The organism is Mucilaginibacter inviolabilis (assembly GCF_011089895.1).
Classification (GTDB): Bacteria; Bacteroidota; Bacteroidia; order Sphingobacteriales; family Sphingobacteriaceae; genus Mucilaginibacter; species Mucilaginibacter inviolabilis.
The window spans coordinates 2,668,606-2,691,821 of sequence record NZ_JAANAT010000001.1; the positions used below are offsets into that span (position 1 = coordinate 2,668,606).

General features: G+C 42.0%; 25 protein-coding genes. 13 read left to right on the forward strand and 12 right to left on the reverse strand.

The genetic code is table 11. The annotated features are described in order from the left end of the window. Window positions 1-24 precede the first annotated feature (24 nt). From G7092_RS10950 to G7092_RS10960, 3 genes are all read left to right on the forward strand, one after another. Window positions 25-912, forward strand: a complete 888-nt coding sequence (locus tag G7092_RS10950; protein ID WP_166089118.1) for a helix-turn-helix domain-containing protein — start codon at window positions 25-27, stop codon at window positions 910-912. Between the two features lie 89 nt (window positions 913-1,001). Next, window positions 1,002-2,042 (forward strand): NAD(P)-dependent alcohol dehydrogenase, encoded by a 1,041-nt coding sequence (locus G7092_RS10955; protein WP_166089120.1) that lies wholly within the window; start codon window positions 1,002-1,004, stop codon window positions 2,040-2,042. A gap of 684 nt (window positions 2,043-2,726) precedes the next feature. Further along, window positions 2,727-3,542: a helix-turn-helix domain-containing protein gene (locus G7092_RS10960; RefSeq protein ID WP_166089122.1), complete on the forward strand. Its 816-nt coding sequence runs from the start codon at window positions 2,727-2,729 to the stop codon at window positions 3,540-3,542. 16 nt (window positions 3,543-3,558) lie between these two features. On the opposite strand, the gene G7092_RS10965 is transcribed toward G7092_RS10960, so the two are convergent. The 3 genes from G7092_RS10965 to G7092_RS10975 are packed head-to-tail and all read right to left on the reverse strand — an operon-like array spanning window position 3,559 to window position 5,645. Next, window positions 3,559-4,056 (reverse strand): hypothetical protein, encoded by a 498-nt coding sequence (locus tag G7092_RS10965; RefSeq protein WP_166089124.1) that lies wholly within the window; start codon window positions 4,054-4,056, stop codon window positions 3,559-3,561. 13 nt (window positions 4,057-4,069) lie between these two features. Further along, window positions 4,070-4,423, reverse strand: coding sequence for a YybH family protein (locus G7092_RS10970; RefSeq protein WP_166089126.1), 354 nt, complete (start codon window positions 4,421-4,423; stop codon window positions 4,070-4,072). Between the two features lie 40 nt (window positions 4,424-4,463). Further along, on the reverse strand, window positions 4,464-5,645 hold the full coding sequence (locus G7092_RS10975) for an MFS transporter (RefSeq protein WP_235953811.1): 1,182 nt from the start codon (window positions 5,643-5,645) through the stop codon (window positions 4,464-4,466). Between the two features lie 228 nt (window positions 5,646-5,873). Between G7092_RS10975 and G7092_RS10980 the strand changes: the two genes are divergently transcribed. Continuing rightward, window positions 5,874-6,284, forward strand: a complete 411-nt coding sequence (locus G7092_RS10980; RefSeq protein ID WP_166089130.1) for a cupin domain-containing protein — start codon at window positions 5,874-5,876, stop codon at window positions 6,282-6,284. Between the two features lie 139 nt (window positions 6,285-6,423). Continuing rightward, a complete protein-coding gene (locus G7092_RS10985) occupies window positions 6,424-7,470 on the forward strand; it encodes a YncE family protein (RefSeq protein WP_202985254.1) in 1,047 nt (348 codons plus the stop codon). A gap of 25 nt (window positions 7,471-7,495) precedes the next feature. Here the strand turns inward: G7092_RS10985 and G7092_RS10990 are convergent, their stop codons facing one another. From G7092_RS10990 to G7092_RS11005, 4 genes are all read right to left on the reverse strand, one after another. Next, window positions 7,496-7,912: a DUF1003 domain-containing protein gene (locus G7092_RS10990; RefSeq protein WP_166089131.1), complete on the reverse strand. Its 417-nt coding sequence runs from the start codon at window positions 7,910-7,912 to the stop codon at window positions 7,496-7,498. Between the two features lie 153 nt (window positions 7,913-8,065). After that, entirely contained in the window at window positions 8,066-8,599 is a 534-nt protein-coding gene (locus G7092_RS10995; RefSeq protein WP_166089132.1) for a hypothetical protein, read from the reverse strand. Window positions 8,600-8,667: 68 nt separating this feature from the next. Then, window positions 8,668-9,345, reverse strand: coding sequence for a hypothetical protein (locus G7092_RS11000; RefSeq protein WP_166089134.1), 678 nt, complete (start codon window positions 9,343-9,345; stop codon window positions 8,668-8,670). A 319-nt stretch (window positions 9,346-9,664) separates the two neighbouring features. Next, window positions 9,665-10,303, reverse strand: a complete 639-nt coding sequence (locus G7092_RS11005) for a hypothetical protein (protein WP_166089136.1) — start codon at window positions 10,301-10,303, stop codon at window positions 9,665-9,667. Window positions 10,304-10,641: 338 nt separating this feature from the next. On the opposite strand from G7092_RS11005, the gene G7092_RS11010 reads away from it, so the two are divergent. Further along, entirely contained in the window at window positions 10,642-11,742 is a 1,101-nt protein-coding gene (locus tag G7092_RS11010; RefSeq protein WP_166089138.1) for a hypothetical protein, read from the forward strand. Between the two features lie 95 nt (window positions 11,743-11,837). Here G7092_RS11010 and G7092_RS11015 read toward each other — a convergent pair whose 3' ends face one another. Then, the gene (locus G7092_RS11015; RefSeq protein ID WP_166089140.1) at window positions 11,838-13,097 is read right to left on the reverse strand and encodes an MFS transporter; all 1,260 of its coding nucleotides are present in this window, start codon (window positions 13,095-13,097) and stop codon (window positions 11,838-11,840) included. Between the two features lie 52 nt (window positions 13,098-13,149). Then, on the reverse strand, window positions 13,150-13,587 hold the full coding sequence (locus G7092_RS11020) for a MarR family winged helix-turn-helix transcriptional regulator (RefSeq protein ID WP_166089142.1): 438 nt from the start codon (window positions 13,585-13,587) through the stop codon (window positions 13,150-13,152). 490 nt (window positions 13,588-14,077) lie between these two features. Here G7092_RS11020 and G7092_RS11025 point away from each other — a divergent pair, with 490 nt between their 5' ends. The 5 genes from G7092_RS11025 to G7092_RS11045 all read left to right on the forward strand — a co-directional run bounded on the left by G7092_RS11025 (window position 14,078) and on the right by G7092_RS11045 (window position 16,988). Next, complete coding sequence (locus G7092_RS11025) at window positions 14,078-14,470, forward strand: group III truncated hemoglobin (RefSeq protein WP_166089144.1); 393 nt, start codon at window positions 14,078-14,080, stop codon at window positions 14,468-14,470. Window positions 14,471-14,564: 94 nt separating this feature from the next. After that, window positions 14,565-15,416, forward strand: coding sequence for a glycoside hydrolase family 25 protein (locus tag G7092_RS11030; protein WP_317169991.1), 852 nt, complete (start codon window positions 14,565-14,567; stop codon window positions 15,414-15,416). Window positions 15,417-15,463: 47 nt separating this feature from the next. After that, entirely contained in the window at window positions 15,464-15,955 is a 492-nt protein-coding gene (locus tag G7092_RS11035) for a nuclear transport factor 2 family protein (RefSeq protein WP_166089148.1), read from the forward strand. Window positions 15,956-16,018: 63 nt separating this feature from the next. Continuing rightward, a complete protein-coding gene (locus G7092_RS11040; RefSeq protein WP_166089150.1) occupies window positions 16,019-16,507 on the forward strand; it encodes a DUF6265 family protein in 489 nt (162 codons plus the stop codon). A 139-nt stretch (window positions 16,508-16,646) separates the two neighbouring features. Then, entirely contained in the window at window positions 16,647-16,988 is a 342-nt protein-coding gene (locus G7092_RS11045; RefSeq protein WP_166089152.1) for a YciI family protein, read from the forward strand. 90 nt (window positions 16,989-17,078) lie between these two features. Here G7092_RS11045 and G7092_RS11050 read toward each other — a convergent pair whose 3' ends face one another. Beyond that, on the reverse strand, window positions 17,079-17,780 hold the full coding sequence (locus tag G7092_RS11050) for a head GIN domain-containing protein (RefSeq protein WP_166089154.1): 702 nt from the start codon (window positions 17,778-17,780) through the stop codon (window positions 17,079-17,081). Between the two features lie 134 nt (window positions 17,781-17,914). On the opposite strand from G7092_RS11050, the gene G7092_RS11055 reads away from it, so the two are divergent. After that, complete coding sequence (locus G7092_RS11055; RefSeq protein ID WP_166089156.1) at window positions 17,915-18,841, forward strand: glutamate--tRNA ligase family protein; 927 nt, start codon at window positions 17,915-17,917, stop codon at window positions 18,839-18,841. A 3-nt stretch (window positions 18,842-18,844) separates the two neighbouring features. Here G7092_RS11055 and G7092_RS11060 read toward each other — a convergent pair whose 3' ends face one another. Together G7092_RS11060 and G7092_RS11065 are read right to left on the reverse strand one after the other, a co-directional pair. Then, window positions 18,845-19,756, reverse strand: coding sequence for a polysaccharide lyase (locus G7092_RS11060; RefSeq protein WP_166089160.1), 912 nt, complete (start codon window positions 19,754-19,756; stop codon window positions 18,845-18,847). Window positions 19,757-20,199: 443 nt separating this feature from the next. Continuing rightward, window positions 20,200-21,519, reverse strand: a complete 1,320-nt coding sequence (locus G7092_RS11065; protein ID WP_235953812.1) for an aminotransferase class V-fold PLP-dependent enzyme — start codon at window positions 21,517-21,519, stop codon at window positions 20,200-20,202. Window positions 21,520-21,534: 15 nt separating this feature from the next. Here G7092_RS11065 and G7092_RS11070 point away from each other — a divergent pair, with 15 nt between their 5' ends. After that, window positions 21,535-22,977: an aminotransferase-like domain-containing protein gene (locus tag G7092_RS11070; protein ID WP_166089162.1), complete on the forward strand. Its 1,443-nt coding sequence runs from the start codon at window positions 21,535-21,537 to the stop codon at window positions 22,975-22,977. Window positions 22,978-23,216: the final 239 nt, after the last annotated feature.

Consider the following 23,216-nt stretch of genomic DNA (forward strand, 5'->3'; position numbering starts at 1 on the left):
TCTTTGAAATGTTTAACTTTGCGCATGTCAACGTCTGAGTTAACCCAAAACACCATTTATAGCCACGATACCATTACCAGCGAAGCTGTGCAGTTCAGGGTTTCTGAAATTTGCCAGAGCAGCTGCGAGTTAAGTTCTTATAACCGACGCGATTTTTACAAGATCACCCTATGGTTGGGCGGCAGCAGCCAATTAAACTACGCCAAAAGAGCTATTAACATTGATAAACCTGCGCTGGTGTTTACCAATCCGCTGGTACCGTATGCCTGGGATTGTGACCATGCACATAGCAGCGGATATTTTTGTCTTTTTACGGATGAGTTTTTGCAACCCGGCAACCGGATGGAAAGCCTCGAAGAATCGACCCTGTTTAAACCAGGCGGCGACCCGGTATATTTTTTGGATGAGGTGCAGATAGAATACATCCGCAGCATCTTTAACCGTATGCTGCAGGAGTTTGACAGTGAGTACACTTACCGGTACGAATTGCTGCGCAACCACCTCAACCTCATCATCCATGAGGCCATTAAAATGCAGCCTGCCATCGCTTACTTTACACCGCAGAATGCCGCATCGCGCATAGCTAAACTATTTTTGAGCCTGCTCGAAAAACAATTCCCTGTGGATTCGCCCAGGTATATGCTGGCGCTGAAAAAAGCCGGCGATTACGCCGATAAACTATCCGTACACGTTAATCACCTGAACGCGGCTGTACGCGAAATAACCGGTCGATCAACCACCACACACATTAACGACAGGATACTGGCCGAGGCAAAATCGCTGTTAACACATACCGATTGGAGTGTTGCCGAAATTGCCCGTAGCCTTGGTTTTGATTACGCATCATATTTCAATAACTTTTTTAAAAAACACACCGGACTTACCCCTATGGCTTTGCGCAAAACTCTTTGAAAAGTATAATTATTACTTTGAAACGTTTAGCAGGTGTTCAAGCCATCCGTCATAACTTTGTTTAACGAAAACTTCAAATCAACATTATTATGATACAAGCAAAAGCGTATGCTGCTCAAACGCCTGAAACCGACCTGGCGCCATGGGATTTTGAACGCCGTGAGGTAGGGCCTCATGATGTACAGATAGAAATACTTTTCTGTGGTGTATGTCATTCCGATCTTCACCAGATTAAAAACGACTGGTTCCCGGGTATATTCCCGATGGTACCGGGCCACGAAATTGTGGGCAGAATTGTTAAGGTAGGCGATCACGTTAAAAAATTTAAAATAGACGAACTTGCCGGTGTTGGCTGTATGGTTGACTCCTGTCAGGTTTGCGAAAACTGTAAAGATGGTTTGGAACAATATTGCCTGGAAGGCAACACCCAAACTTATAACAATAACGACAGAAGCGGAGTACCTACTTATGGCGGCTATTCCAGCTCTATTGTGGTTCGTGAGGAATTTGTACTGCACGTGTCAGACAAATTACCACTAGCTGCAACCGCTCCCCTGCTTTGCGCGGGTATCACTACCTACTCACCACTTAAACACTGGAAAGTAGGCAAAGGCCATAAGCTAGCCGTTTTAGGTTTAGGCGGTCTGGGCCACATGGGCGTTAAATTTGGTGCAGCCTTTGGCGCCGAAGTAACTGTACTGAGCACATCACCATCAAAAGAAGCCGAAGCAAAAGCTTTAGGTGCACATCACTTTGTGGTTACCTCCGATCCGGAGCAGGTAAAAGCCGTTAAAGGATCCTTTGATTTTATTTTGGATACCGTTTCGGCCGAGCATGACATGAACCTGTACCTGTCGTTATTAAGAACAAACGGCACGCTGATTGGCGTAGGTGTACCATCAGAGCCTTATTCTGTTAGACCATTTGCACTTTTGGCTGGTCGTAAAAGTATGGCAGGTTCGGGCATCGGCGGCATCCCTGAAACTCAGGAAATGCTTGATTTCTGCGCCGAACACAATATCGTTTCGGATATTGAACTGATAGATATCAAAGACATCACCGCCTCCTACGAGCGTATGCTGAAAGGCGACGTACGTTACCGCTTTGTGATTGATATGGCAACCCTTTAATTAATTAGTGAATTATTGATTTGGTGAATTATTGAATTTTCTTTCAACACCAGCAGATAAACATTTTAATTATTTATTAAAAGATATCGCAACACTGTAACTAATTAACTATCAACTAAACTAAAACAAAAAGCGCCTTTCGGACTTTCCGGAGGCGCTTTTTTAATTAGTGAATTATTGATTTAGTGATTTACTGAATTAGTGACTTCTTCTTCCCCGTCAGCAGATAAGCTTCGGGTGAAGGCGGGCAGAACAATGGTGGCCTGTGCGGTTGCAGGAGCATAGCGAACCTTACCCAAAGTGTGGGGTAATGAGCGAACGAAGTGGAGGTAAGGTTTAGCAGCCCGTGGTTCTGTCTGCTTTGCAGGGTAAAAACCACGTGCGCAAAGAAGCATTTCTGCTGACTTGATTTATTCGTTGTGGTTTATTTTATTGGTGCTCATTATCTCGCTACGCTCGGTCTTGGTTACTTTTCATCAAGGAAAAGTGACTGGCCCTCTCGCGGCCAAGAGCGGGTATACGTCATGTCAGCCGAAGAACAGATCCTTCGCTCCGCTCAGGATGACAAGCTTAAAACGAGATTGATTGGTAATGATGTCTTTCTTCTCTCCAAAAAGAAGATTCTCGCATAAACATCTGATAAAGAATCTACTTATATTTGTATATCACCTGCTTGAAACGACAATGAATTACCGCCAGTTATCACCACCCGATTACCTGAAAAGCTATATTCGCTATTTCTGGACGCTGGAAAGCGACGATGCGGATGTATTTTCCCGGTCGTTCAGAACTGTGGCTGAAGGTTGCCCCGGATTGATATTTCAGTCGCCCGATAAAGGACCTATGTATCAGTTTGATAAAAAACTGCCTCATATTTTTATATACGGACAATCCACCCGCCATGCCGAGATCCAGTTTGGTAACGTTTTCAGCACCATTGGTATTTGCTTTTTTCCCAACGCCCTCAAAACCATATTTGGCTTTGACGCCCATGAACTTACAGACGATTGTACCTGCCTGGACCTGGTAGCCCGGGAAGACGGATTTTTACTATCAGAACAATTGCTCGAAGCCGGTTCATTAGATCATCAGATGGAAGTAATGTGTGCTTACCTGCTTTTCAAACTGCAAAAAAACAACCGGTTTGAAGATGATGCTATGCAATTTGCCATAACCCGTATTGTTCAAAGCAAAGGAAATGTTTCCCTCAAAGAATTACAGGAATACCTGCAACTTTCAGAGCGAAGCTTCGAACGTAAGTTTAAGCAATATGTAGGTATTTCGCCCAAGCTATTTTCCAGGATCTCCCGTTTCCAGGCTACCTTAAACCAGATCCGCTTTGGCCAGCATGAGCGCCTTACCGATCTGGCCTATGAAAACGATTATGCTGATCAATCGCATTTTATACGTTCATTCAAGGAATTTGCCGGTTGTTCGCCCCTGCAATATCAAAAGCAATCCATGCAGCAAGTGGAGAATTTTTATGAGAAGGTGGTGTAATTTTTGAAGGACGATATTAATCATCATTTTTTGAGAAAGAATAAAGATCACCCCTATTTCCTTTGCAGTTTATAAAAAGGTCTTTAGGTAAACCATTGCTTAAATCAACACGGGTAATCATTTTTATATCGCAACCACTATCAAAATTATTAGAGTTAAGAAAAACTAACTGATTATTTACCAAACTGTTTGGCAAATCATAGGCCGTCCCCAAATAATACTGACCTATATATTGATTGGCTCCATTGTAGATCAATAACCGGCTCGTAGCTCTATGAGCGAGCCCCCATAGCCATATTGATGTAAGGATTTTATACCCGGAACCATCATGAGTTTTAGCTTTCCCAAGATATTTTAAATAAGAAACCGTCTTGTCATGATGAACAAATTTGTACTCCTTACCTATGATTCCCTTCCTCAATACTTTCTGTCTGATATCCTTGTCATGTAGTTGCCCGAATGCACTGATACCCGCAATGAGCAGTATAACTGTTAACCAAAGTGTTTTTACCATACCATCAAACAACTTATCCCACCTGCCCATAATAGGCTTTAACCAGTGTTGCCTTGCCATTTTCGTCCAGAACAGCTACATCGGCTACCAGAGCTCCGGTTTCCCGTTTATAAATAATGGTAATGCCATCAGTTCCGCTCAGCATATCAATAAATTCAAAATACAGATTGGGAGCCAGTTCAAATCCTTTTAAAAAATGCGCCCGCAGCTTTTCTTTTCCTACTATCTTCCCATCGGCAATACCCCAGCGTTTGGTAACCGTGAGCGAATAAAATACAATATCATCTGTGTAGTGCGTCATGATCCGGTTAATATCCCGTTTATTCCAGGCATCTATCCAGTCCAGCGCGATGGCTTGCGTATCCATTTGGTTTATTTATGATATATAAAGATACGTGTTTTAGCTTTTAAAATACTTCCGCAACTTCTTCTGATACCGGACTGTTTTTAATCCTGCTGTCGTTTATTTTAAAGATGAGCCCGGCGAATAAAATACATACCCCGATAACCCCCAATGCTACGGGCAACGTAAGCAACTGGGCTATAAAACCGATGAACGCCGGCCCCGCCAGTATACCGGCGTAAGCCATGGAAGTAACCACAGGGAGCGCATAAGCAGGCGAAAGTCCAGGCATATTACCCGCCGTTGAAAACAAAATGGGGATGATATTGGCACAACCCAGACCTACCATCAGAAAACCTACCAGGGCTAAGCTCACATAGGGGAAACAAACAGCCAGGAGCAATCCCGCCGAAGCGATGACACTACCCCATATGACTACTTTCAGCCGCCCTGCGGTAGCTATAACACTGTCGCCGGTTAAGCGCATGATGGCCATGGCTATTGAGAACATAGCATAACCTACACCGGCAAACTCGATACTGAAATGCCTATTGGTGGTCAGGAACACAGCGCTCCAATCGAGCATGGCACCTTCGGCCAGGGCTGATATAAAACAGATGGCGCCCAATATCAGCAAAGCAGCCGAGGGTAATTTAAATCCTTTTTGGGTTTTCTCCGGAGTCTCTACAGGATCATCGCTCATTAAGCTGGTGAACTGCGAGTAAGTGATAAGCACCAACAAAACAGATATAAAAATGATGGTACTCATGGCATCCAGTCCCGCTTTGAGTAGTAGTCCGAAGCCCAACGAACCTACTAAACCACCAATGCTGTACAAACCGTGAAAAGACGACATGATATGTTTTCCATATGCCCGCTGCACTTTGATAGCCTGCGCATTCATAGCTACGTTAATTCCCCCGGTTGATGCCCCAAAGATGAGCAGGCAGACACTCATTTGATAAGTGTGATCCAAAATCAGCAGCAAAGGCAGTATTGCCGCTATCAAAGTACCCGAAACCACAATAACCCTTTTACTCCCAAACCGGGCAACCAGTTTACCGGTAAGCGGCATGGTGATCATGGCGCCTACACCAAAAAACAATAGTAAAAGCCCCAGGCTGCCATTATCCAACCCAAGCCGTGTTTTGGCCAATGGTACCAGCGGCGCCCAGCTGGCCACACCCAAACCACAAACTAAAAACATTAAAGAATTGGCTATTCTGGCTTTTCTAAGATTGCTCATCATTCAAATTTTAAAGGTGATTGAATTTTACATTGCAATATTATGCAATAAAAAGCAAATAATTGCATTAATATGCAAATTTTTGCAATTATTTGCAAAAAAAACAATCATATAGCTCAGGTATGAATTTGACCGGTTCAGCTTCCCGATTGTCCACTTACCCTGTTTAGTGGTTGAACGAGGACCGCATAAAGCACAACTTTGTATCATCAAACAATAACTCAAACCATGGAAACTAAAAAAGACATTCTTGCCGGTATCATTATTATGGTTGCACTGGCTTTATTAACTATCTCAACCTCTGCCTCAGCGCAGCAGCAAGGAGTTAAACGTAATGATCTGCAGCGTCATGATCTCAGCATCCCGGGCTATGAAACCGTACAGGCACGCATCGACTTTGAACCCGGAGCCCTGGCGATAAAACACAAACACCCCGGCGAAGAGATTATTTATGTACTGGAAGGTTTACTGGAGTACCAGGTAGCCGACAAACCACCGGTAACATTGAAAGCCGGCGACGTACTGTTTATTCCTGCCGGAACAGCCCATTCGGCCAAAAATGTAGGTACCGGTAATGCTAAAGAACTTGCTACCTATGTAGTTGAAAAAGGGAAACCGCTTGTTGTACCGGTCAACTGAGTCACCCCTGGTTGCTGATGATTTCATCTATACCGGTGAATATTGCGGGAGAATCTCTCCAACTTAAAGCATAAAAATGCCTAAATTGGTCTGGTTATATATCGGTGACTATTAGCGGTTTCTTCAATCTGTGTATCATATGAATAAAGCATCGCACAACCCAGTTGTTAAACGCATCAAATTCGGCCTGGTTAAATTACTTTCCGTAAGCTTATTATGCCTGCCCTTAGTTTTTATTGCAAGCGGATGTGCCGCACAGTCAACACCTGCACGCTCCTTACTTGCGCTTTCCAAAAGCGACCATACCTTGTCTATTATTGACCCGATTAGTCTGAAGGTTCTCGCGCGTGTGCCGGTGGGTTCCGATCCGCATGAGGTTATTGCCTCGGCTGATGGTAAAACGGCTTATGTTTCAATCTATGGCGGCGGGAGCCTCCATGAACTCAGTGTGATCGACCTTGTTGCACAAAAGCCCCTGCCCTCTTTGGATACCCGGCCACTCATGGGGCCTCATGGCTTAACGTTTGCCAATGGTAAGGTTTGGTTCAGCGCAGAGGGCTCTAAAGCCGTTGGAACTTACGACCCGGCAACTGCTAAATTCGATTGGGCCATGGGAACCGGGCAGGACAGGACCCACATGATCTATGTAACCCACGACGGAAAAAAGGTTTACACCACCAACGTTAACGCAGCAACGGTGAGTATTCTGGAAGATAACGCTACCCCTCCGGCCTATCATGAATGGGTACAAACGGTGATCCCGGTAGCTAAAGGGTCCGAAGGTTTTGATGTATCGCCGGATGGCCGCGAACTGTGGACCGCAGGCGCCGCCGACGGAGCCATTTCTATTATTGACTTGACTACTAAAAAACTAACCGGTACAATCAACGCGAAGGCTGTAGGGGCCAACCGGCTCCAGTTTACACCGGATGGTAAACGGGTACTGATCAGCAGCCTCAAGACCGGCGACCTGTTTATTTATGACGCAGCATCGCACCGGGAATTAAAACGCGTAAATACCGGTCATGGCGCTGCAGGTATCTTGATAGACGATGACGGATCACGCGCCTTTATTGGCTGCACCGGCGACAACTATGTGGCCGTGGTCGACCTCAAAACCTTAACCGTAACCGGTCATATTGATATACGCGGAGCTGATGGTTTGGCCTGGGCGGTTCGGCCTTAAGTTTACATTTCCGTCGATTACCTAATTACTGCTTATCCATTTTTTCGAGCAGGGCCAGAATTTTGTCGAGCTTATCTGTTTCAATGGCGTTTAAGCGCAGTTGTAGTTCTTCAATTTCTTTTTTGGCTTCTACGTTGGTATGAAAATCTTCGTTGGCCTGGGCACGGTCACGTTCGTTCTGGCGGTTTTGGGCCATCATAATAATCGGTGCAGCATAGGCAGCCTGGGTAGAGAATAATAAGTTTAATAAAATATAGGGATACGGATCCCAGTGATCAACAAAAGCTACCAGGTTTAGCGCCATCCACACTACAACAATAATGGTTTGAATAATAATGAACCGCCATGAACCCATGCCCGTTGCCACAGAATCGGCCAGGCGCTGACCGAAAGCCAGCGATTCTTTATGTCTTTGATACCAATTTTTTTTACCGTTTATCATTTTTAAGAGATTAAGCTTTGTACGATAAATATAAAAAATTAATTGGCAGGCGTAGAGGTAGGTTAGGTAATAGAAAATCCTGTCACAAATGCCTTAAATATGCTGTTTAAAGGCCTTTGCGACAGGATTAAATATAGTCTGTTTTAATAAGACCTAATAGGCATTGTTCGCCGTTAACGGATAGGTATCAGCAGCGCCCTGTACGCCGCCTCCTACAGTTTGGCTTTTAGCTAAAACAACCGGTTGGGTTATGGATACATGATATTTCCCGCTTGCATCTACGGTTACATCTGCTGTAGCTGTGGTGCTGGGTGAATCATACCTGGTAGAACCCGTGTTAACTGCTGTACCAATTTGGCATTGAATATTTATTAATTGAGTACCGGGGCTGTTTAGTACAAGGTTAGATGTTGTTATGGTATATTTACCGGCACCGAGAGGGTTATAGGTAAAAATTAAAGCACTGCCCGAATAAGCGCCTTTATCGTTGCCATCACCTGTAGTTACAACCGTTACATTAAAAGCACCGTTACCGGTTTGTGACGAGGCTGCTCTGTTATAGGTGTAGGCTCCAAATTTCCAATTACTGTCGCTGTTGGTAACCGGGGTGGTATCCTTTTTTTTACTGCAGGAAAATAGGCTAAATGCCAATAAGCCTATCGCTGCGATTAATGTAATTTTTTTCATGATTTGATTGATTTTTAATTGATGGATAATAAATATACTCCTGAACGCTTGCGCGGGCAGGCGAACAACTACGGTTTGAACGGTGTGGTTAGAAACACCCTTTCTCCATTTTTAAAGGACGAAACGGCATCAAAGTTGATAGATTCTGAAACCCCGTCTTTATCATAAGCAACCCTTCCCTGCCCTTCATTGATAAATATGCCGGTTCCATGCGAATTGTCGATATTGATGATACCGTAAGTAACGTTTTTCAAAGTTGTACCATCTTTTGTTCCGGATAGCAGGATCCCAAAGTAGGCATACTTGGTTTTATCAGCAGAAACTGATTTTACCTTTCCGTAAACGGTAAAATTATTTCCACTGCCCGAAATGGCCGTTGTAATACTGGTATCTGCGGCATTAAGAAAATATTTTCCAACTAATTTTATACCGAAGTCGTTGGTACTTTGCTCAAAGAATTTTACGCTGGCATCATGAAAAACCTGACCGGCATAATCTGTTTTGATGTTACTGTTTTTTAATACCAGCGGCGCTATACGGAAGGCACCCTCTACATTGGGCGGCGTTGTACCCTGATTTACAACTAACCCTAGTTTTGCCAGGGTATCGATGTATTGCTGAGGTAGGATATCCGATATTTTTTTATTTAAAATATCCTGCGGGGAAGGATTTACTTTATCGCTTTTTGAACAGGAAACTATCATACCCGCACATAGTAAACACAGTAGAACTAAGAAGTTTTTCATAGGTAAATGAATGATGATTGAATGAGATATCTAAACGTCTTTAGGGAGAGTTCAAAAGTATACATGTTCCTACAATGCATCCATACCTACATTCTGGTATTTATTTATACCGGTTTTTTAATAATTAACCTATGAAGAGAGGAAGGTTTGTCATCTCGAACGAGACACGGAGAGAAATTTCTGGCAGTTCAAGCGTCCCCTCGCTACCGCAAGCGTCCCGCTTGTGATCATCGTGATGGTAACTGTAAACTAGTCTATCTTAAATAGCACAAGCGGGACGCTTGCGGCAGCGGGGGCCTGAATGGATAAAGCACCCGTTTTAATAATCTTTCGTAATTTTTTCTGCGGCAAATATGCTATCGGCCTGTTTCCTGGAAATTGCCCGGTTGTCACTACCAACACTGTAATAAAACATTACAGAATCTTTACCATGCGCCATGGCATATTTGGTGGTAACTGATATACCCCGGGATATGGTATCTGTAGATTTAAGGTGGTATTCATCATTTTCGAGATATACTTCACAGGAATGGATAAAAATGGTTTTACTTTCATGACCGATAACCCCTTCTTTTCCTTTCCAATCAATCGAATTATCATACCTACCCTCAGCATGCCAATCTGCTGGGATTTCAGGAATGCCAAGGGTTTGTCGCCTTTTATTAAACTCCCGCCCATACTTATCCTGACAAATATTCCTCCTATACTTAGTAATATCAGTATAACCAAGGAACGTTAACCACAAAATCGAAAAACATACCGTAAAAATAACAGAAGATTTACTCTCCTCCTTTTTATTGACCCTGATAAAAACTACACCGGCCATGATCAGGAAAAACCCAATCAATTTACCGCATAGCCAATAAATAGACTGCAATTCGATAAAAACATCCAAATACACCCATACTATCAAAAACAGGCACGTAAAGCAGGTGTGGAGTACATTAAATTTTTTCATTGTATAATTTGCCCATCCTACTCATAGAAACTCCCAAATGTGCCGCGGTCGATTTTCAAGGAGACTGTTTATTTTAAGATTGATGAATAAGATTTAAGATCTTAAATATAAATAAGATTTTATTACGGAAGAGATATTTATTGATTGACAGAATACACGCCGATTCAAGCCTCCGTCGCTTGAGTGGGCAAACGAAATTTTTGTTGCCATAAAGATGATATTTTATGAAAATTTCATTATAAATTTATATTACCTAAGCGGTTGTTTTGCCACTCAAAAACGGGATAACCTCAAAGAGCCAATACAGCGATTCCCTGCATAAAAACAATCATTTCACAATGAAAAAGCTATTTTACCTATCATTAATTTTGATGTTGATAAGCTGTAATAACAGGCAAAAATCTGTCGAAAAAAATATCCATTTACCTGGCCGGGCAACTTCCAAACCGGCAAATAATACACCACCTAAAAAAGTGCAGTATAGCGACCAGCAACTTGAGCAATTTTTAGATAGTATAGGTCATCTGCCAACACAAGCACTTGCAGATAAAGCAGCTTTTTGGGCCGATTCAATTTTTAAAAACCAGGCAAAAATTGATATTGTGATCTCCGCAAGTGATTTTAAAAAACTTAAAAAAGCGGTACATACTAAAGTAATTGATGTACTTACAGCCAGGCGTATTTTTGGGAACAAGGCAATTGACAGCGCCTGTAATGAAGCGAGTGTTCTTTTAACTCTTAAAGCCGGACTTATTCCTGTTGTTTATTATCCCTTTGATAAGCATAAATCAGATTTTAACGAATATGCCATCTGTATTGGTGATCCAACCCACTGCGCAAACGCTTATTTATATTTTTTTAAAGGGAACAAGATTATTTCCAAACATAACGGCTACAGTCGCTACGGGCTCGATTTAGAACATTATAAAGATTCAGATGGGAAAACAGTGGTATATTATAAAGAAGAATTTGATGACGGTTCAGGCATTTGGTGGAATAACTATTTCTTTTATAAATATGATGGCGATAAATTAATACCTGTTTTAAATGAACTTCAAAATGGGAATCTGCAATCATCAGAACTCCGGGCATTCTGGCTCGAGTCTTTTGTGCAAAAAACAAATCCCTTAACTATTAAAATGGTTTATTATGATCAATTTTCGATCCCCACTGACTCTGGAGACTTTGGGCCCAATATTATAAACGACTCCACTATAGTTAGATATAACTGGAACGAACAATTAAAAATATATCAAGGTGATTACAAAAACTCAAAGATCAATAAACCCCAGGTCTTGTCTTATTACCTTGCCAGCGATGATCTTTTATTTATAAACGCTTACTATAAAACCTTAAAGGCCACTTTATTTGATAAAGTAAAGAAAAAGCGCACACTGTATTATCTTAACCAGGTAAAGAACTATCAACGCAAGCAGTAGTAAAAAACATACCGCCAGTTCAAGCGTCTGCGCTTGAATAGGCAAAGTGCATTATTATTCAATCTTGATACTTGATACTCGCTACTTGATACTAACTACGAAAGCGTATTAATAGGTTGCTGTTCCAGCGTGTGCACCGTATCTTTTTGCAGATTGGTTTTGCGCAGGAAACGGAAATGCAGAAAGCCGATGATGAGGGCTACTATACCTTCCAGCATTACAGTATCGGCCGTACCTATCCATTGTGATACGGAACCTACCAGCAAACCACCAAGCGGCTGCATACCAAAAAAAGCCATGGCATAAAAGCTGATCACCCGGCCACGCATGTCCGGCGCCACCGTAGTTTGTATCAGCGTATTACTGATGGTGATCTGCGACATCATCCCAAAACCGGTAACCGCCGCAAACAGCAAAGCCAGCGGGTAACTGGGCATGTGTGAAAATATCACCAGTCCGGCGCCAAATATCAGCGTGTTAACCGCCAGTATCTTTTTAAGGTTATGACCCGGTTTAAGCGAGGCCAGGTAAATAGCGCCCGAAAATGCTCCCAAACCTATCAGGCTATCCAAAACCCCGAATGTGGATGCTGTGCCTTTAAAAATATCCTTGGCATACACCGGTATCAGCGTACTAAAAGGCAACACCAGTAAACTAATGGCCGCCAGCATAATCAATATAGACTTGATGGATGGCGTATTGCTGATATAAACAAAGCCTTCCTTTAATTCGGAGAAAATATTTTTATCGTGTTTTTTAGATGCTGTTTTGGGTAAGCGCATCATCAGCAATGAGCCTATTACAGCTATAAAGCTGAAGGCATTGGCTCCAAAACATACCGTATCGCCAAACTTTTCCAGCACAAGGCCAGCTATACCCGGACCAATAAGTCTGGATAAATTAACCATCGAAGAATTTAAGGCCAGGGCATTGGGCAGGTCGGCTTTGTTATCCACCATTTCATACACCAGCGATTGCCGGGCAGGTACGTCGAAAGCGTTGATAAAGCCCAGCACCGCGCTCAGCGCAATGATCTCCCACACCACATAATGCCCCCAGAATACCAGCGCGGTAAGCAGCAGCGCCTGTATCATGGATGCGGCCTGGGTGAGCAGCAGCAAACGGTAACGGTTATACCGATCGGCCACTACACCACCCAGAAACGAGAATAAAAACGACGGGAACAAGCTGGCAAACAGCGTAAGTCCCAGCATAAACTCTGAGTGCGTGAGCGAATAAATAACCCAGCTTACCGCGGTTTTCTGCATCCAGGTACCTACTAATGAGATGGATTGACCGCCAAAATACAACCGGTAATTACGGCTCTTAAAGGCATTAAATGTGCTTATATTCATCGATTTATAATGACTCAATTATTGATTTAGTGAATTAGTGATTTTTTTATCTTCAATCAAAATCAACTAATTTGGTTAGGGGGCCTATAGCCTGTTTAAGTAATACTTTTTCCTCCGCGGTACAAGTGGCATCCAATGCTTTGTTCAACCATTCGTTGCGCTCGTTACGGATCTGGTAAAGCAGCGTACGACCCAGATCAGACAGCGTGATAATAGCCTTGCGCTTATCCGTTTCAGAAATACGCCTTTTGATCAGATCCATCTGTTGTAGCTTGCTCAGTATTTGCGACATGCTTTGCGTAGTGATCTTTTCCATCGCGGCCAGTTCATTGGGCAGCAATTCCTGGTGCTTATCCAAAAGGGCGATGATGGAACGCTCGGTAAGCGACAGTTTATCGGCTGAGGATGATTGCTTCCGCAATTTCTTAATCAGCCGTGTTACTACGGTACGCAGCTCAGAAGCCAGCAGGGTATCTTTTTGCTTTGTCATAATTTATTAAGTAAACTTATAAGTTTACCTTACAAAGGTAATTATTGTTTTATCTGCTTAAAGTCATAAAGAAAAAGGAGGGTCGTTATCAAGAATTGGGGGTCTCCATAAAATTTCGTATATTGTATAAATCATAGCCCGATGCTCTTTTACCCAGAGCACCGGGCTGTTTTGTTAAGGATAAAACCAGGCTAAAAACCGACCACTTTCCGTGTATTAAATTAATAATCAATCATTTAATACTTTTTAAAGTTTTCAAAACATATCAAAATCAAGCTAAAATTTGTTAAAAAGTGTTAAAACGAGGTTTTTTTGAACAGTTTTAGGCGCTTTTTGCCCCGTTTTTGAGCAGAAAAATGTTAAAATTTAAGGTTTAAAAAGTTTTTGAGCAGGGTCGCGGTCCTGTCATCAGAAAAATCAAGGTCATCAAAAATTACTTCGGTGTTAAATATTTGTCGACACAAAACCACATTTTTGTAGTGCGTAAACTATGGAGCCCAAACACGACATAACCACCCTGGATGATATCAAACTACTGGTAGATACTTTTTATACCCAGGTAGCAACCGATGCCCTGCTGGCCCCCATATTTACCGAACGCCTGGGTGAGCACTGGCTACCGCACCTCCAAAAAATGTATACCTTTTGGCAAACCGTGTTACTGGAGCAGTATACCTACAACGGAGCCCCTTTTCCGCCCCATGCCAACTTACCGGTGGCCGAGCAGCACTTTGATGCCTGGCTTAACCTGTTCTCGGTCACGGTAGATAGTTTATTTCTGGGCCCAAAAGCCGATGAAGCTAAATGGCGCGCGGGTAAAATGGCCCAGATGTTCCAGCTCAAAATAGCGCACTTCAAAAACAACCCGCGGAATATATTATAGCGGAATTACCTGCGTATAAGGGCATTTTTTGTAAATTTGCATCGTGCCGCCTATCGAAAAAAAAGTTACTGAAATCCCAAATCCCTTCGTCCCGGTGAAAAAGAAAGCTCCCGCTAAAAGGAAAACCGTGACCCAAAAGAAAAAGGAGCAAAAAAACACCATATACTGGCGAATAGCCATAGCCGGACTATTACTTATACTGCTTTCGCCATTTTACTATGGGTATGTTTTACGGAGTTTCAGCGCTACCTGGCGTTGGGTACTGGATATTGGGCAGGATACCCGGTATCGTACCTATAAAAGCTTTAATGTGCGTATCCCGGCAGGTTTTACCGTTCATGGTATCGACGTATCTTCGTACCAGGGCAAAATAAACTGGCAAAAGGTAAAAGCCATGAATGATGATGATGTGCACATCACTTTTGCCTTTATCAAGGCTACAGAGGGCGTTTTAAGCGTCGACCCCTACTTTCAGCGTAACTGGCGCGAAGCACCTAAAGCCGGGATCATCTGCGGGGCTTATCATTATTTTCTGCCGCAAAAAAGTGGCATATGGCAAGCAAGGTTCTTCCTGCAGACTGTAAAAATAGAAAAAGGCGATCTGCCTATGGTGGTTGACGTAGAACAGCTTTACAGAACACCGCCGGCCAAAATGCGCGAACAACTGATGTCCTTTATTAATCACATTGAGAATAAAACAGGCGTAAAACCTATTATTTATACCAACATCAGCTTTTACCAGGATTACCTGCAAGGCTACTTTGATGATTATACGCTTTGGATAGCGCATTATTACCAGCCGGTGCTAAACATCAGCAACAAAACCAACTGGCAGTTTTGGCAACACTCTGATAAAGCACGTATTAACGGCATCAACCAAAAAGTTGATTTTAATATATTCAGGGGTGATAGCCTAGCCTTCCGGAAATTACTCATTAGTCAATGATTTTTTGTAACGGGGAAGCAACTGCAAACGTCAATAAAATAAAACCTATGAAAACACCGGCATACCGTTTCCTGATAGCTGCAGCTTTTTTAATATCCAGCATAATTTCAGCTCAAAACGTACAGGCTCAGGCCACCCAAAAACATGTTGACCAAAAGCTGTACAACACCATTTTACATATGGACAGCGTTTGCTTTGATGCTTATAATAACCACGATATACAAACGCTAAAAAAAGTATTTTCTGAAAATTTAGAGTTTTACCATGACCTGGGCGGTCTCACCAACTATGAACAAAACATACAGGCGTTTGAAAGGATTTTCGTTCAAAATAAAGTCTCAGGTATGAAAAGGGAGCTGGTAAAAGGCAGCCTGGAAGTTTATCCTATTAAAGATTATGGCGCTATTGAAGTTGGCGTACACCGCTTCACACATGTGGAAAATGGCCAACAGGTGGTTGGTCTGATGAAGTTTTTACATGTATGGCAATTCAAAAACAATGAATGGAAAATTACCCGGATAATCAGCTATGATCATTGATATGAACTAACGACTACACAATTCCTTATTACGCCTTATCTTTATAACTAAATAACCTTGTATATGAAGAAGTTCCTGCTGATCCTCATCATTTCAAACGTATCATCTGCCTGCGTGTGCTATGCACAACATACAGGCACGTCGCACACTCAGCTTAAAAAAGCCACCTGGCTATTAGGCGACTGGCAAAACAAAACACCAAGGGGCATAACTGTGGAGAGTTGGAAAAAACTGAACGACTCCACCTACCTGGCTAAAAGTTACCAATTAAGGGGACTGGATACTGTCTCTTCTGAACATGTGCGGCTGGAAGAGCATCATGGTAATCTTTATTATATCCCTACCGTTAAAAATCAAAACGATGGTAAACCGGTGATTTTCAAGATGACCGCCTCATCGGCTGATAGTTTTATTTTCGAAAATCCCGAACATGATTTTCCGCAAAAGATCACGTATAACCGTATCGGCAAAGACAGCGTGGCGGCCGAAATTTCAGGAACATACAAAGGGAAACAACGCGCCATCAAATTTCCGATGGGCAGGGTCAAATAAAGTATACCTCAGAACAATACAGCCATCAAGCGTACCGCATTGTTATAATTTATTTTTTTGAAGGAATGTCCAATTAGTGAAACCTCACTTGATATGATGGTATAATTCATTAATCAGATAACCTTTAAAAATTAAAAAAATGAAAGATTACGCATTAATTTTCAGACATGAAGATGGTCAAAAAGTGGCCTCTCCAGAACAGATACAAATCTGGATGAAACAAACCATGGATTGGATAAGCACTATTGCGGCTAAAAACAAATTTGTAAGCGGTACCGGGTTACCCTTTGATGATGCCCGGGTTGTGCATGCCAACAGAACGGTTACCAATGGCCCTTTCGGCGAAATCAAAGAAACCTTAGGTGGCTATATTATTGTAAAAGCCGACACCGTTGATGAGGCGGTTGAATTTGCAAAAGGCTGCCCGGTTTTACAAGGCGAAGGTAATACTGTTGAGGTTAGAACAATTGCCAATCACTAACCTTAAAAGTTAATTTGACAAGCTTGCTCAAAACAGAAAAACCGTTAGCGCTATGCCAACGGTCTTTCTGTTTCTATAAATTAAGGGAGATTAATTTACTTTATTTACCCTGCCCGAGCCGGTGTATTTGGTTTCGGCTATGGTAGCATTTCCGGAGTAGGTTACACCACCAGAACCAGTAATACGTGCAGATACGGTTTTATTGGCGATGACAGAAATACTGCCTGAACCGCTGATAGTAGCCGCAAGTGTTTCTGTAGTTAAGTTAGTACCGTTGATCTCGCCAGAACCACTAATGCGAAATTCAGCCTCATTGGTACTCCCTTTAATGTGTATACCTCCGGAACCGCTGATACGTGTTTCTAAAGTGGATGCTTTTACAGCCACACGCATATTACCGGAGCCGCTAAGTATTACTTTAACATTTTGACCTGTTAATGCACCATCCAAATCCAGATTACCGGAGCCGCTGTTGGCCAAAGCGCTGAGCGATTTAGCAGTTACATAAATATCTCCGCGTTTGATGTTATGATTACGTAAGGAAAAATTATTGCGGAAGCCTATTTTTAAAACTCCGCCTTCTACCTCGGTTTTAACGTCATTTACTACATCGTCATCCACATCAAGCCTAACACTTTCGGTGCCGGTAATTTTAACGTGTACATTAAAAGGGCCGCCCGATTCGATACTGCTAAATCCAGATACAGACCTGCTTTGCCCGTTTTGAGCGAAGCCATTTAAGGTCAGCATAGTCATGGCCGACATAAAGAGGATAAAGAATTTTCTTTTCATAATTCGATTGTTTTTTAGAAGACGTTATATTTTGCCAAATAGTTGCAATAAATAATAAGAGACGGATATTTTATTTCCAGAACAGGTTTTTTGTATTATTTTGGATGAAGTTAGTATATAAAGTTCAGCAATAAATGTCAGGTCGGCTTATTCATTTTAACAAAACGCGTATAGCTCCTACGCCAAGTGGTTTTTTACATTTGGGTAATGTTTTATCATTTACCCTTACAACAGCTTTGGCCAGATTGCATAGAGCTAAGGTATTGTTAAGGATCGATGATATCGATCAAACACGTGCTGACGAAAAATATATACAGGACATTTTTGACACGCTGAACTTTTTAGAGATCCCATGGGATGAGGGTCCACATAATGCCGGAGAATTTAAGGATAGCTACTCGCAAATGCACAGGCTGCCACTGTACCGGGAGGTTATTGAACAATTAAAGGATAGTGGATTGGTATTTGCCTGCACCTGTTCGCGGAAGCAGCTCGAGAAGGCACCTTGTACCTGTTTCGACCGTGAAATTCCACTGGATACAAAAGAGGCTGCCTGGCGCCTGCATACTTATAAAGCCCGGGAATTAAGCATTAGGAGCTATAACGATCAAACCGTGACTGCTGTTTTACCAGCTGATATGCAAAATTTTGTGATCAGGAAAAAAGATGCGTTCCCTGCTTATCAACTTACTTCGGTCATAGATGACCTGCATTATGGAGTTGATCTGATTATCCGCGGCCAGGATCTTTGGTCGTCTACCTTGGCCCAGCACGAATTGGCATTGGCCCTGGGTAAGAGCGAATTTCAGGATATTACTTTTTATCATCACCCTTTACTTACAGATGAGTTGAACCAAAAGCTTTCCAAATCAGCAGGGGCAACTTCTGTACTTTACCTGCGCCAAAGCGGCAAAACCCCGGCTCAAATTTATACCATGATAGCAAATATGTTGGGGTTGAATATGATTATCAATAATTGGGAACAACTTGCTGAAATAGTATTAACTTTTTATAAAAACAACCCTGCCCCGGCAATTAACGGGGCAGGATTGCATAAATAATGATTAATTAGTACTTATACGATGTACACTGAGATTATCATAATAGATATAATCGGTAGTATTGGTTTTCCAATAATCCTGGCTTCCGCCTCTGAAGGTATGCCAGGTTAACTGGTCAATCATCCGTTTGGAATCGTTGGTTGTCCATCTGATGTCCTGATCAAGTAAAACAGTTCCATCAATAACAATCTGCGCGTGACCATTGGTATTGCTGGCGGTATTGCTTTTAATGTATAAATGCACATGATACCATTGCCCTTTAACCAGGGCGCCGCTCGAAGGATAGGATTTACCAAATGTATCGCCAAAGTTGTTACCTGACGAAGGGCCGCCATTCATATCCTTATAATAAAGATAAGGTTGAAAATAAACCCTGTTTGGATTGGAATCAGGCGAGTACCACATCAACCGTAAGGTTCCGCCGTTACCATCCCAGGCAGCGTCTCCACCTGTATTGTGTTCGCCTATGCCGAAACCAAAACCTACTTTACCGCCGCGGCCCCAGTTAAACTGGCTGTGAAATTTCACATCGTAATCCATCTCATAAGCGGTACCAGCGCCAATACTGGTATTGGTTACCAAACCACCGGCGCCGGAAAGCTCATTGGGTAGCAGCGTAATCCTGCTGCCTACGGTATTATCTTTACCATTGGTGGTGTAAGCACGATCATTCCATGAACTGGTGTTCCCCAAATCGGCATTGGCTTGCGCCTGGGTGTAGGTAGCACCATTGGTACGATTGTTCCAGTTCACGGTAAAGGTATTATTAACCGCGTTGACTGCTAAATTAGGGCCATTTACAGATGGCTTTTCTTCAGCATTGTTGGAGTTTACATTCGCTTCCTTTTTGCAGGAGGTAAGCGAGAGACCGATAAGCATGATAGCTGCTCCCGATCTTAAAACGTTCTTTTTCATAGTACTGGTTTTAAATGATAAATTGGTTATAGTTAAAAGTTGATGATTTGCTGCAGCGGTTTTCAACTGTAAAACTCAAGTTCATCTATCTGCTTTTGATAAGGTTAAGCTGATATCAATGAAATGTACAAGCATGGCAATGCCCTGCGAAATGTGTTACTTTTTCAATTCCGTTAAATTTTTAATAAATAATTATTGATGTATTGATTGCGGTTTAAGCTCCAAATGAGTACTGACTTCCATTTGGCTAATTGGTATATCAAAACTATTTAACTAAAAGATAATATTGCAACAATACGCTGATTTTATTTGCGCAATCGTTTTCGCAAAGAATACCATAACCACATCACTTAAAGCTAATTATAGCAAAAAGCCTGGAGACTATTAAATAGTAACCAGGCAAATATTGAAGGGCGGGCGGATATCTTTTTAGTATTATACTGTTATAATATCGCTTTTAATGATTCGTTTTTTTCTGCTTCAGTTATCATGATATTTATTAATACCCGGCACATCGTATCTATCTCTTCTTCAGTATTGTAATAATGTACTGAGGCCCTTACTACGGTACTTAGCTTATACCTGTTCATATAAATGAGTGTTGATTTGGCTTTGCCTACCGATACATTGATCCGCTTTTCGGCCATTTTGTTTTTTACGGTCGCGCTGTCCATTCCCCGTACTGAAAAAGTCACAATACCACATTGCTGATCGCCTTTATCGTGAACTGTTACTCCTTCAATTCCTTCCAATTGCTTACGCATGGAGGCGGCTAACTGTTGTATACGGGGCCAGGTACGCTGTACACCGATATTTAATATATATTCAATGGCTTTACTAAAACCTAAAAAAACAGCACGGTTCTTTTCTGTAAGCTCAAAGCGACGGCAGTCATTTCTTATCTTATAGTCATTTTCTGTAACCCATTCTGCTGTGAAACCATCCATCAGTATCAATTTCAATTTAGCCTGAACCTCTTTCCGTACATACAAAAAACCAGTTCCGCGAGGCGCCCGTAAATATTTTCGCCCGGTAACTGCAAGCATATCACAATCTATTTCCTTCACATCCACAGGAAGCTGCCCAATACTCTGACAAGCATCAACCAGATATAAAATCTGGTGCTTACGCGCTATCTTACCTATTTCAACAACCGGAATGATAGTACCCGCTGTTGAAGGTATGTGTGTAACGGCAATCAATTTTGTTCTGGGTGAGATAGCATCCTCTAAGGCCTGTACCGGAAAATTACCTTGTTCATCTGTAGGTATCACAATTATCTTTACACCATGAGTTTTCTGCGCGGTTATAAAACCCATCAAATTACTTAAATATTCCATTTCTGAAGTAATGATCTCGTCACCTTCAATAAAAACAATACCATTAAATACCAGCCCCCAGGCAATACTTGCATTTTCCATAACTGCCACTTCATCTCTGTTGGCATTGATGAGCTTTGCAATCAGATCATAAGTATGTTCCATTTCCTTTTCATACTTATCTTCAGTTTCGTAACCACCATGGGTTGCCTCTTCCTGTAAGTAACTGATCACCGCATCAACAACCACATCGGGTGGTAATGACGAGCCGGCATTGTTGAAATGTATCCTTTCGGCAGTTCCTTTAGTTTCAGTCCTTAACTGCTGTATTTCCTGCGGACTTAATGGTGTAATTTCCATATCAAGTAATTGAATAATTTTATAATACAAAGTAAAAGCCCAGATCAACAACAAAACAGATGCAGAATTATTAATTTTGAACATAACAGATTTTATTAAATGGGAACAGCAGCGATTTTTACCGATAATGATTTTTTATATGCCAGGATCTCCGGCCGCATTGAAAAACAGATCAGAGAAGGGCTGCTCAAAACCGGCGATAAACTGCCCTCTGTCCGTGCATTGAGTCAGGAACAAAATATCAGTATAAGCACAGCTTTTAAGGCTTATGTAGAACTGGAAAACATGGGCATGATTGAAGCCCGGCCAAAATCAGGTTATTATGTTCGGTTTTCTCCATCGCTATTAACCAGGTCTCCGGAAAGTAAACCACCTATAAAAAGCCTGGAGCAGACCGATGTAAGCCAGATGATATCCATGATTCATATTAACATGACCAAAGAAAGTGTTTTACGTTTATCACAATCAGCACCTCATCTAAGTCTGATACCTGTGTCAAAACTTAGTCGCTCCATGATGGAAGCGTTGCGTAAAAACCCATCAGCAGGTACCAATTATGAGTATGGTCAAGGAAATATTTCTTTACGTAAACAGATAGCTAAGAACGCCTTTAACTGGGGTAGTCATGTTACCGAAAATGATGTAGTAACCACTCATGGCTGTATGGAGGCTCTGCTGTTTTGTCTGCGGGCCGTTACGCAACCTGGCGATACCGTAGCGATCGAAAGCCCTACTTATTTTGGTATATTCAACGTGATGCTAAGCCTGGGCTTGCAGGTATTGGAGATTCCTGTTGACCCGCGTAACGGTGTGGATATAGATTATTTAGCTCAGGCTATAGATAAAGTAACCATTAAAGCCTGCCTTTTTATACCCAACTTTAGTAACCCGGTAGGTAGCTGCATACCCGACCATCGCAAGCAACAACTGGTTACTCTACTAAGCAATAAACAAATACCATTGATAGAGGATGATATTTATGGGGAGATTTATTTTGGTAAGAGCAGACCCCGTACCTGCAAAAGCTTTGATACCGAAGGTTGGGTAATGCTTTGTTCTTCTGTTTCTAAGTCAATTGCTCCGGGTTACCGGGTTGGGTGGTGCATACCCGGCCGCTTTAAAGACCAGGTTATTAATATCAAGATGATGCATACCGTAACTTCTACCACGCCCACACAGGCGGCTATTGCCTTATTCTTTGAAACCGGCCGGTATGATTTACATATGCGCAAACTTCGTAAAGCCTTGCATACACAATGCCTCAGGTACACTCAAGCCATTACAACATACTTTCCGGCAGACATTAAAATAAGTCAACCCCAAGGAGGTTATACTTTATGGATTGAGCTTAATAAAAACATCAACGCATTGGAGCTTTACCATGCAGCCATAACCCAAAACATTAGTATTGCACCAGGACAAATATTTACTACGGATGCCCGGTTCAGCAACTTTATTCGTATCAGCTTCGGGATACCTTTTGACGCTGAGGTGGAACGAAGCTTCAAAATACTGGGTGAATTGATCAGAAGAATGGAATAGCTTATTTTATTCCTCTATTTCGGTTATTATTTTTTGTATCTAAATATTTACAAAATAGTTTATAGTTAAAACTGTATTTTTACAGCAGTTAAAATTTGTGTTTTGAAATCGCGGAAACAAATCATAAGGCAATGTATTGTTTTATCACTTTTAGTGATATTGCAGGCTGTATCTTTGATCCACATCGCGTCGATGCCCCGGTTCTATATCCCGATCAACAAATCCCAGTCATCTTCAAG

Bases quoted from the DNA above. Each gene is read 5' to 3' on its own strand.
- G7092_RS10950 (WP_166089118.1), top strand. From the start codon at position 25: ATGTCAACGTCTGAGTTAACCCAAAACACCATTTATAGCCACGATACC.
- G7092_RS10955 (WP_166089120.1), top strand. From the start codon at position 1,002: ATGATACAAGCAAAAGCGTATGCTGCTCAAACGCCTGAAACCGACCTG.
- G7092_RS10960 (WP_166089122.1), top strand. From the start codon at position 2,727: ATGAATTACCGCCAGTTATCACCACCCGATTACCTGAAAAGCTATATT.
- G7092_RS10965 (WP_166089124.1), bottom strand. From the start codon at position 4,056: ATGGTAAAAACACTTTGGTTAACAGTTATACTGCTCATTGCGGGTATC.
- G7092_RS10970 (WP_166089126.1), bottom strand. From the start codon at position 4,423: ATGGATACGCAAGCCATCGCGCTGGACTGGATAGATGCCTGGAATAAA.
- G7092_RS10975 (WP_235953811.1), bottom strand. From the start codon at position 5,645: ATGAGCAATCTTAGAAAAGCCAGAATAGCCAATTCTTTAATGTTTTTA.
- G7092_RS10980 (WP_166089130.1), top strand. From the start codon at position 5,874: ATGGAAACTAAAAAAGACATTCTTGCCGGTATCATTATTATGGTTGCA.
- G7092_RS10985 (WP_202985254.1), top strand. From the start codon at position 6,424: ATGAATAAAGCATCGCACAACCCAGTTGTTAAACGCATCAAATTCGGC.
- G7092_RS10990 (WP_166089131.1), bottom strand. From the start codon at position 7,912: ATGATAAACGGTAAAAAAAATTGGTATCAAAGACATAAAGAATCGCTG.
- G7092_RS10995 (WP_166089132.1), bottom strand. From the start codon at position 8,599: ATGAAAAAAATTACATTAATCGCAGCGATAGGCTTATTGGCATTTAGC.
- G7092_RS11000 (WP_166089134.1), bottom strand. From the start codon at position 9,345: ATGAAAAACTTCTTAGTTCTACTGTGTTTACTATGTGCGGGTATGATA.
- G7092_RS11005 (WP_166089136.1), bottom strand. From the start codon at position 10,303: ATGAAAAAATTTAATGTACTCCACACCTGCTTTACGTGCCTGTTTTTG.
- G7092_RS11010 (WP_166089138.1), top strand. From the start codon at position 10,642: ATGAAAAAGCTATTTTACCTATCATTAATTTTGATGTTGATAAGCTGT.
- G7092_RS11015 (WP_166089140.1), bottom strand. From the start codon at position 13,097: ATGAATATAAGCACATTTAATGCCTTTAAGAGCCGTAATTACCGGTTG.
- G7092_RS11020 (WP_166089142.1), bottom strand. From the start codon at position 13,587: ATGACAAAGCAAAAAGATACCCTGCTGGCTTCTGAGCTGCGTACCGTA.
- G7092_RS11025 (WP_166089144.1), top strand. From the start codon at position 14,078: ATGGAGCCCAAACACGACATAACCACCCTGGATGATATCAAACTACTG.
- G7092_RS11035 (WP_166089148.1), top strand. From the start codon at position 15,464: ATGAAAACACCGGCATACCGTTTCCTGATAGCTGCAGCTTTTTTAATA.
- G7092_RS11040 (WP_166089150.1), top strand. From the start codon at position 16,019: ATGAAGAAGTTCCTGCTGATCCTCATCATTTCAAACGTATCATCTGCC.
- G7092_RS11045 (WP_166089152.1), top strand. From the start codon at position 16,647: ATGAAAGATTACGCATTAATTTTCAGACATGAAGATGGTCAAAAAGTG.
- G7092_RS11050 (WP_166089154.1), bottom strand. From the start codon at position 17,780: ATGAAAAGAAAATTCTTTATCCTCTTTATGTCGGCCATGACTATGCTG.
- G7092_RS11055 (WP_166089156.1), top strand. From the start codon at position 17,915: ATGTCAGGTCGGCTTATTCATTTTAACAAAACGCGTATAGCTCCTACG.
- G7092_RS11060 (WP_166089160.1), bottom strand. From the start codon at position 19,756: ATGAAAAAGAACGTTTTAAGATCGGGAGCAGCTATCATGCTTATCGGT.
- G7092_RS11065 (WP_235953812.1), bottom strand. From the start codon at position 21,519: ATGTTCAAAATTAATAATTCTGCATCTGTTTTGTTGTTGATCTGGGCT.
- G7092_RS11070 (WP_166089162.1), top strand. From the start codon at position 21,535: ATGGGAACAGCAGCGATTTTTACCGATAATGATTTTTTATATGCCAGG.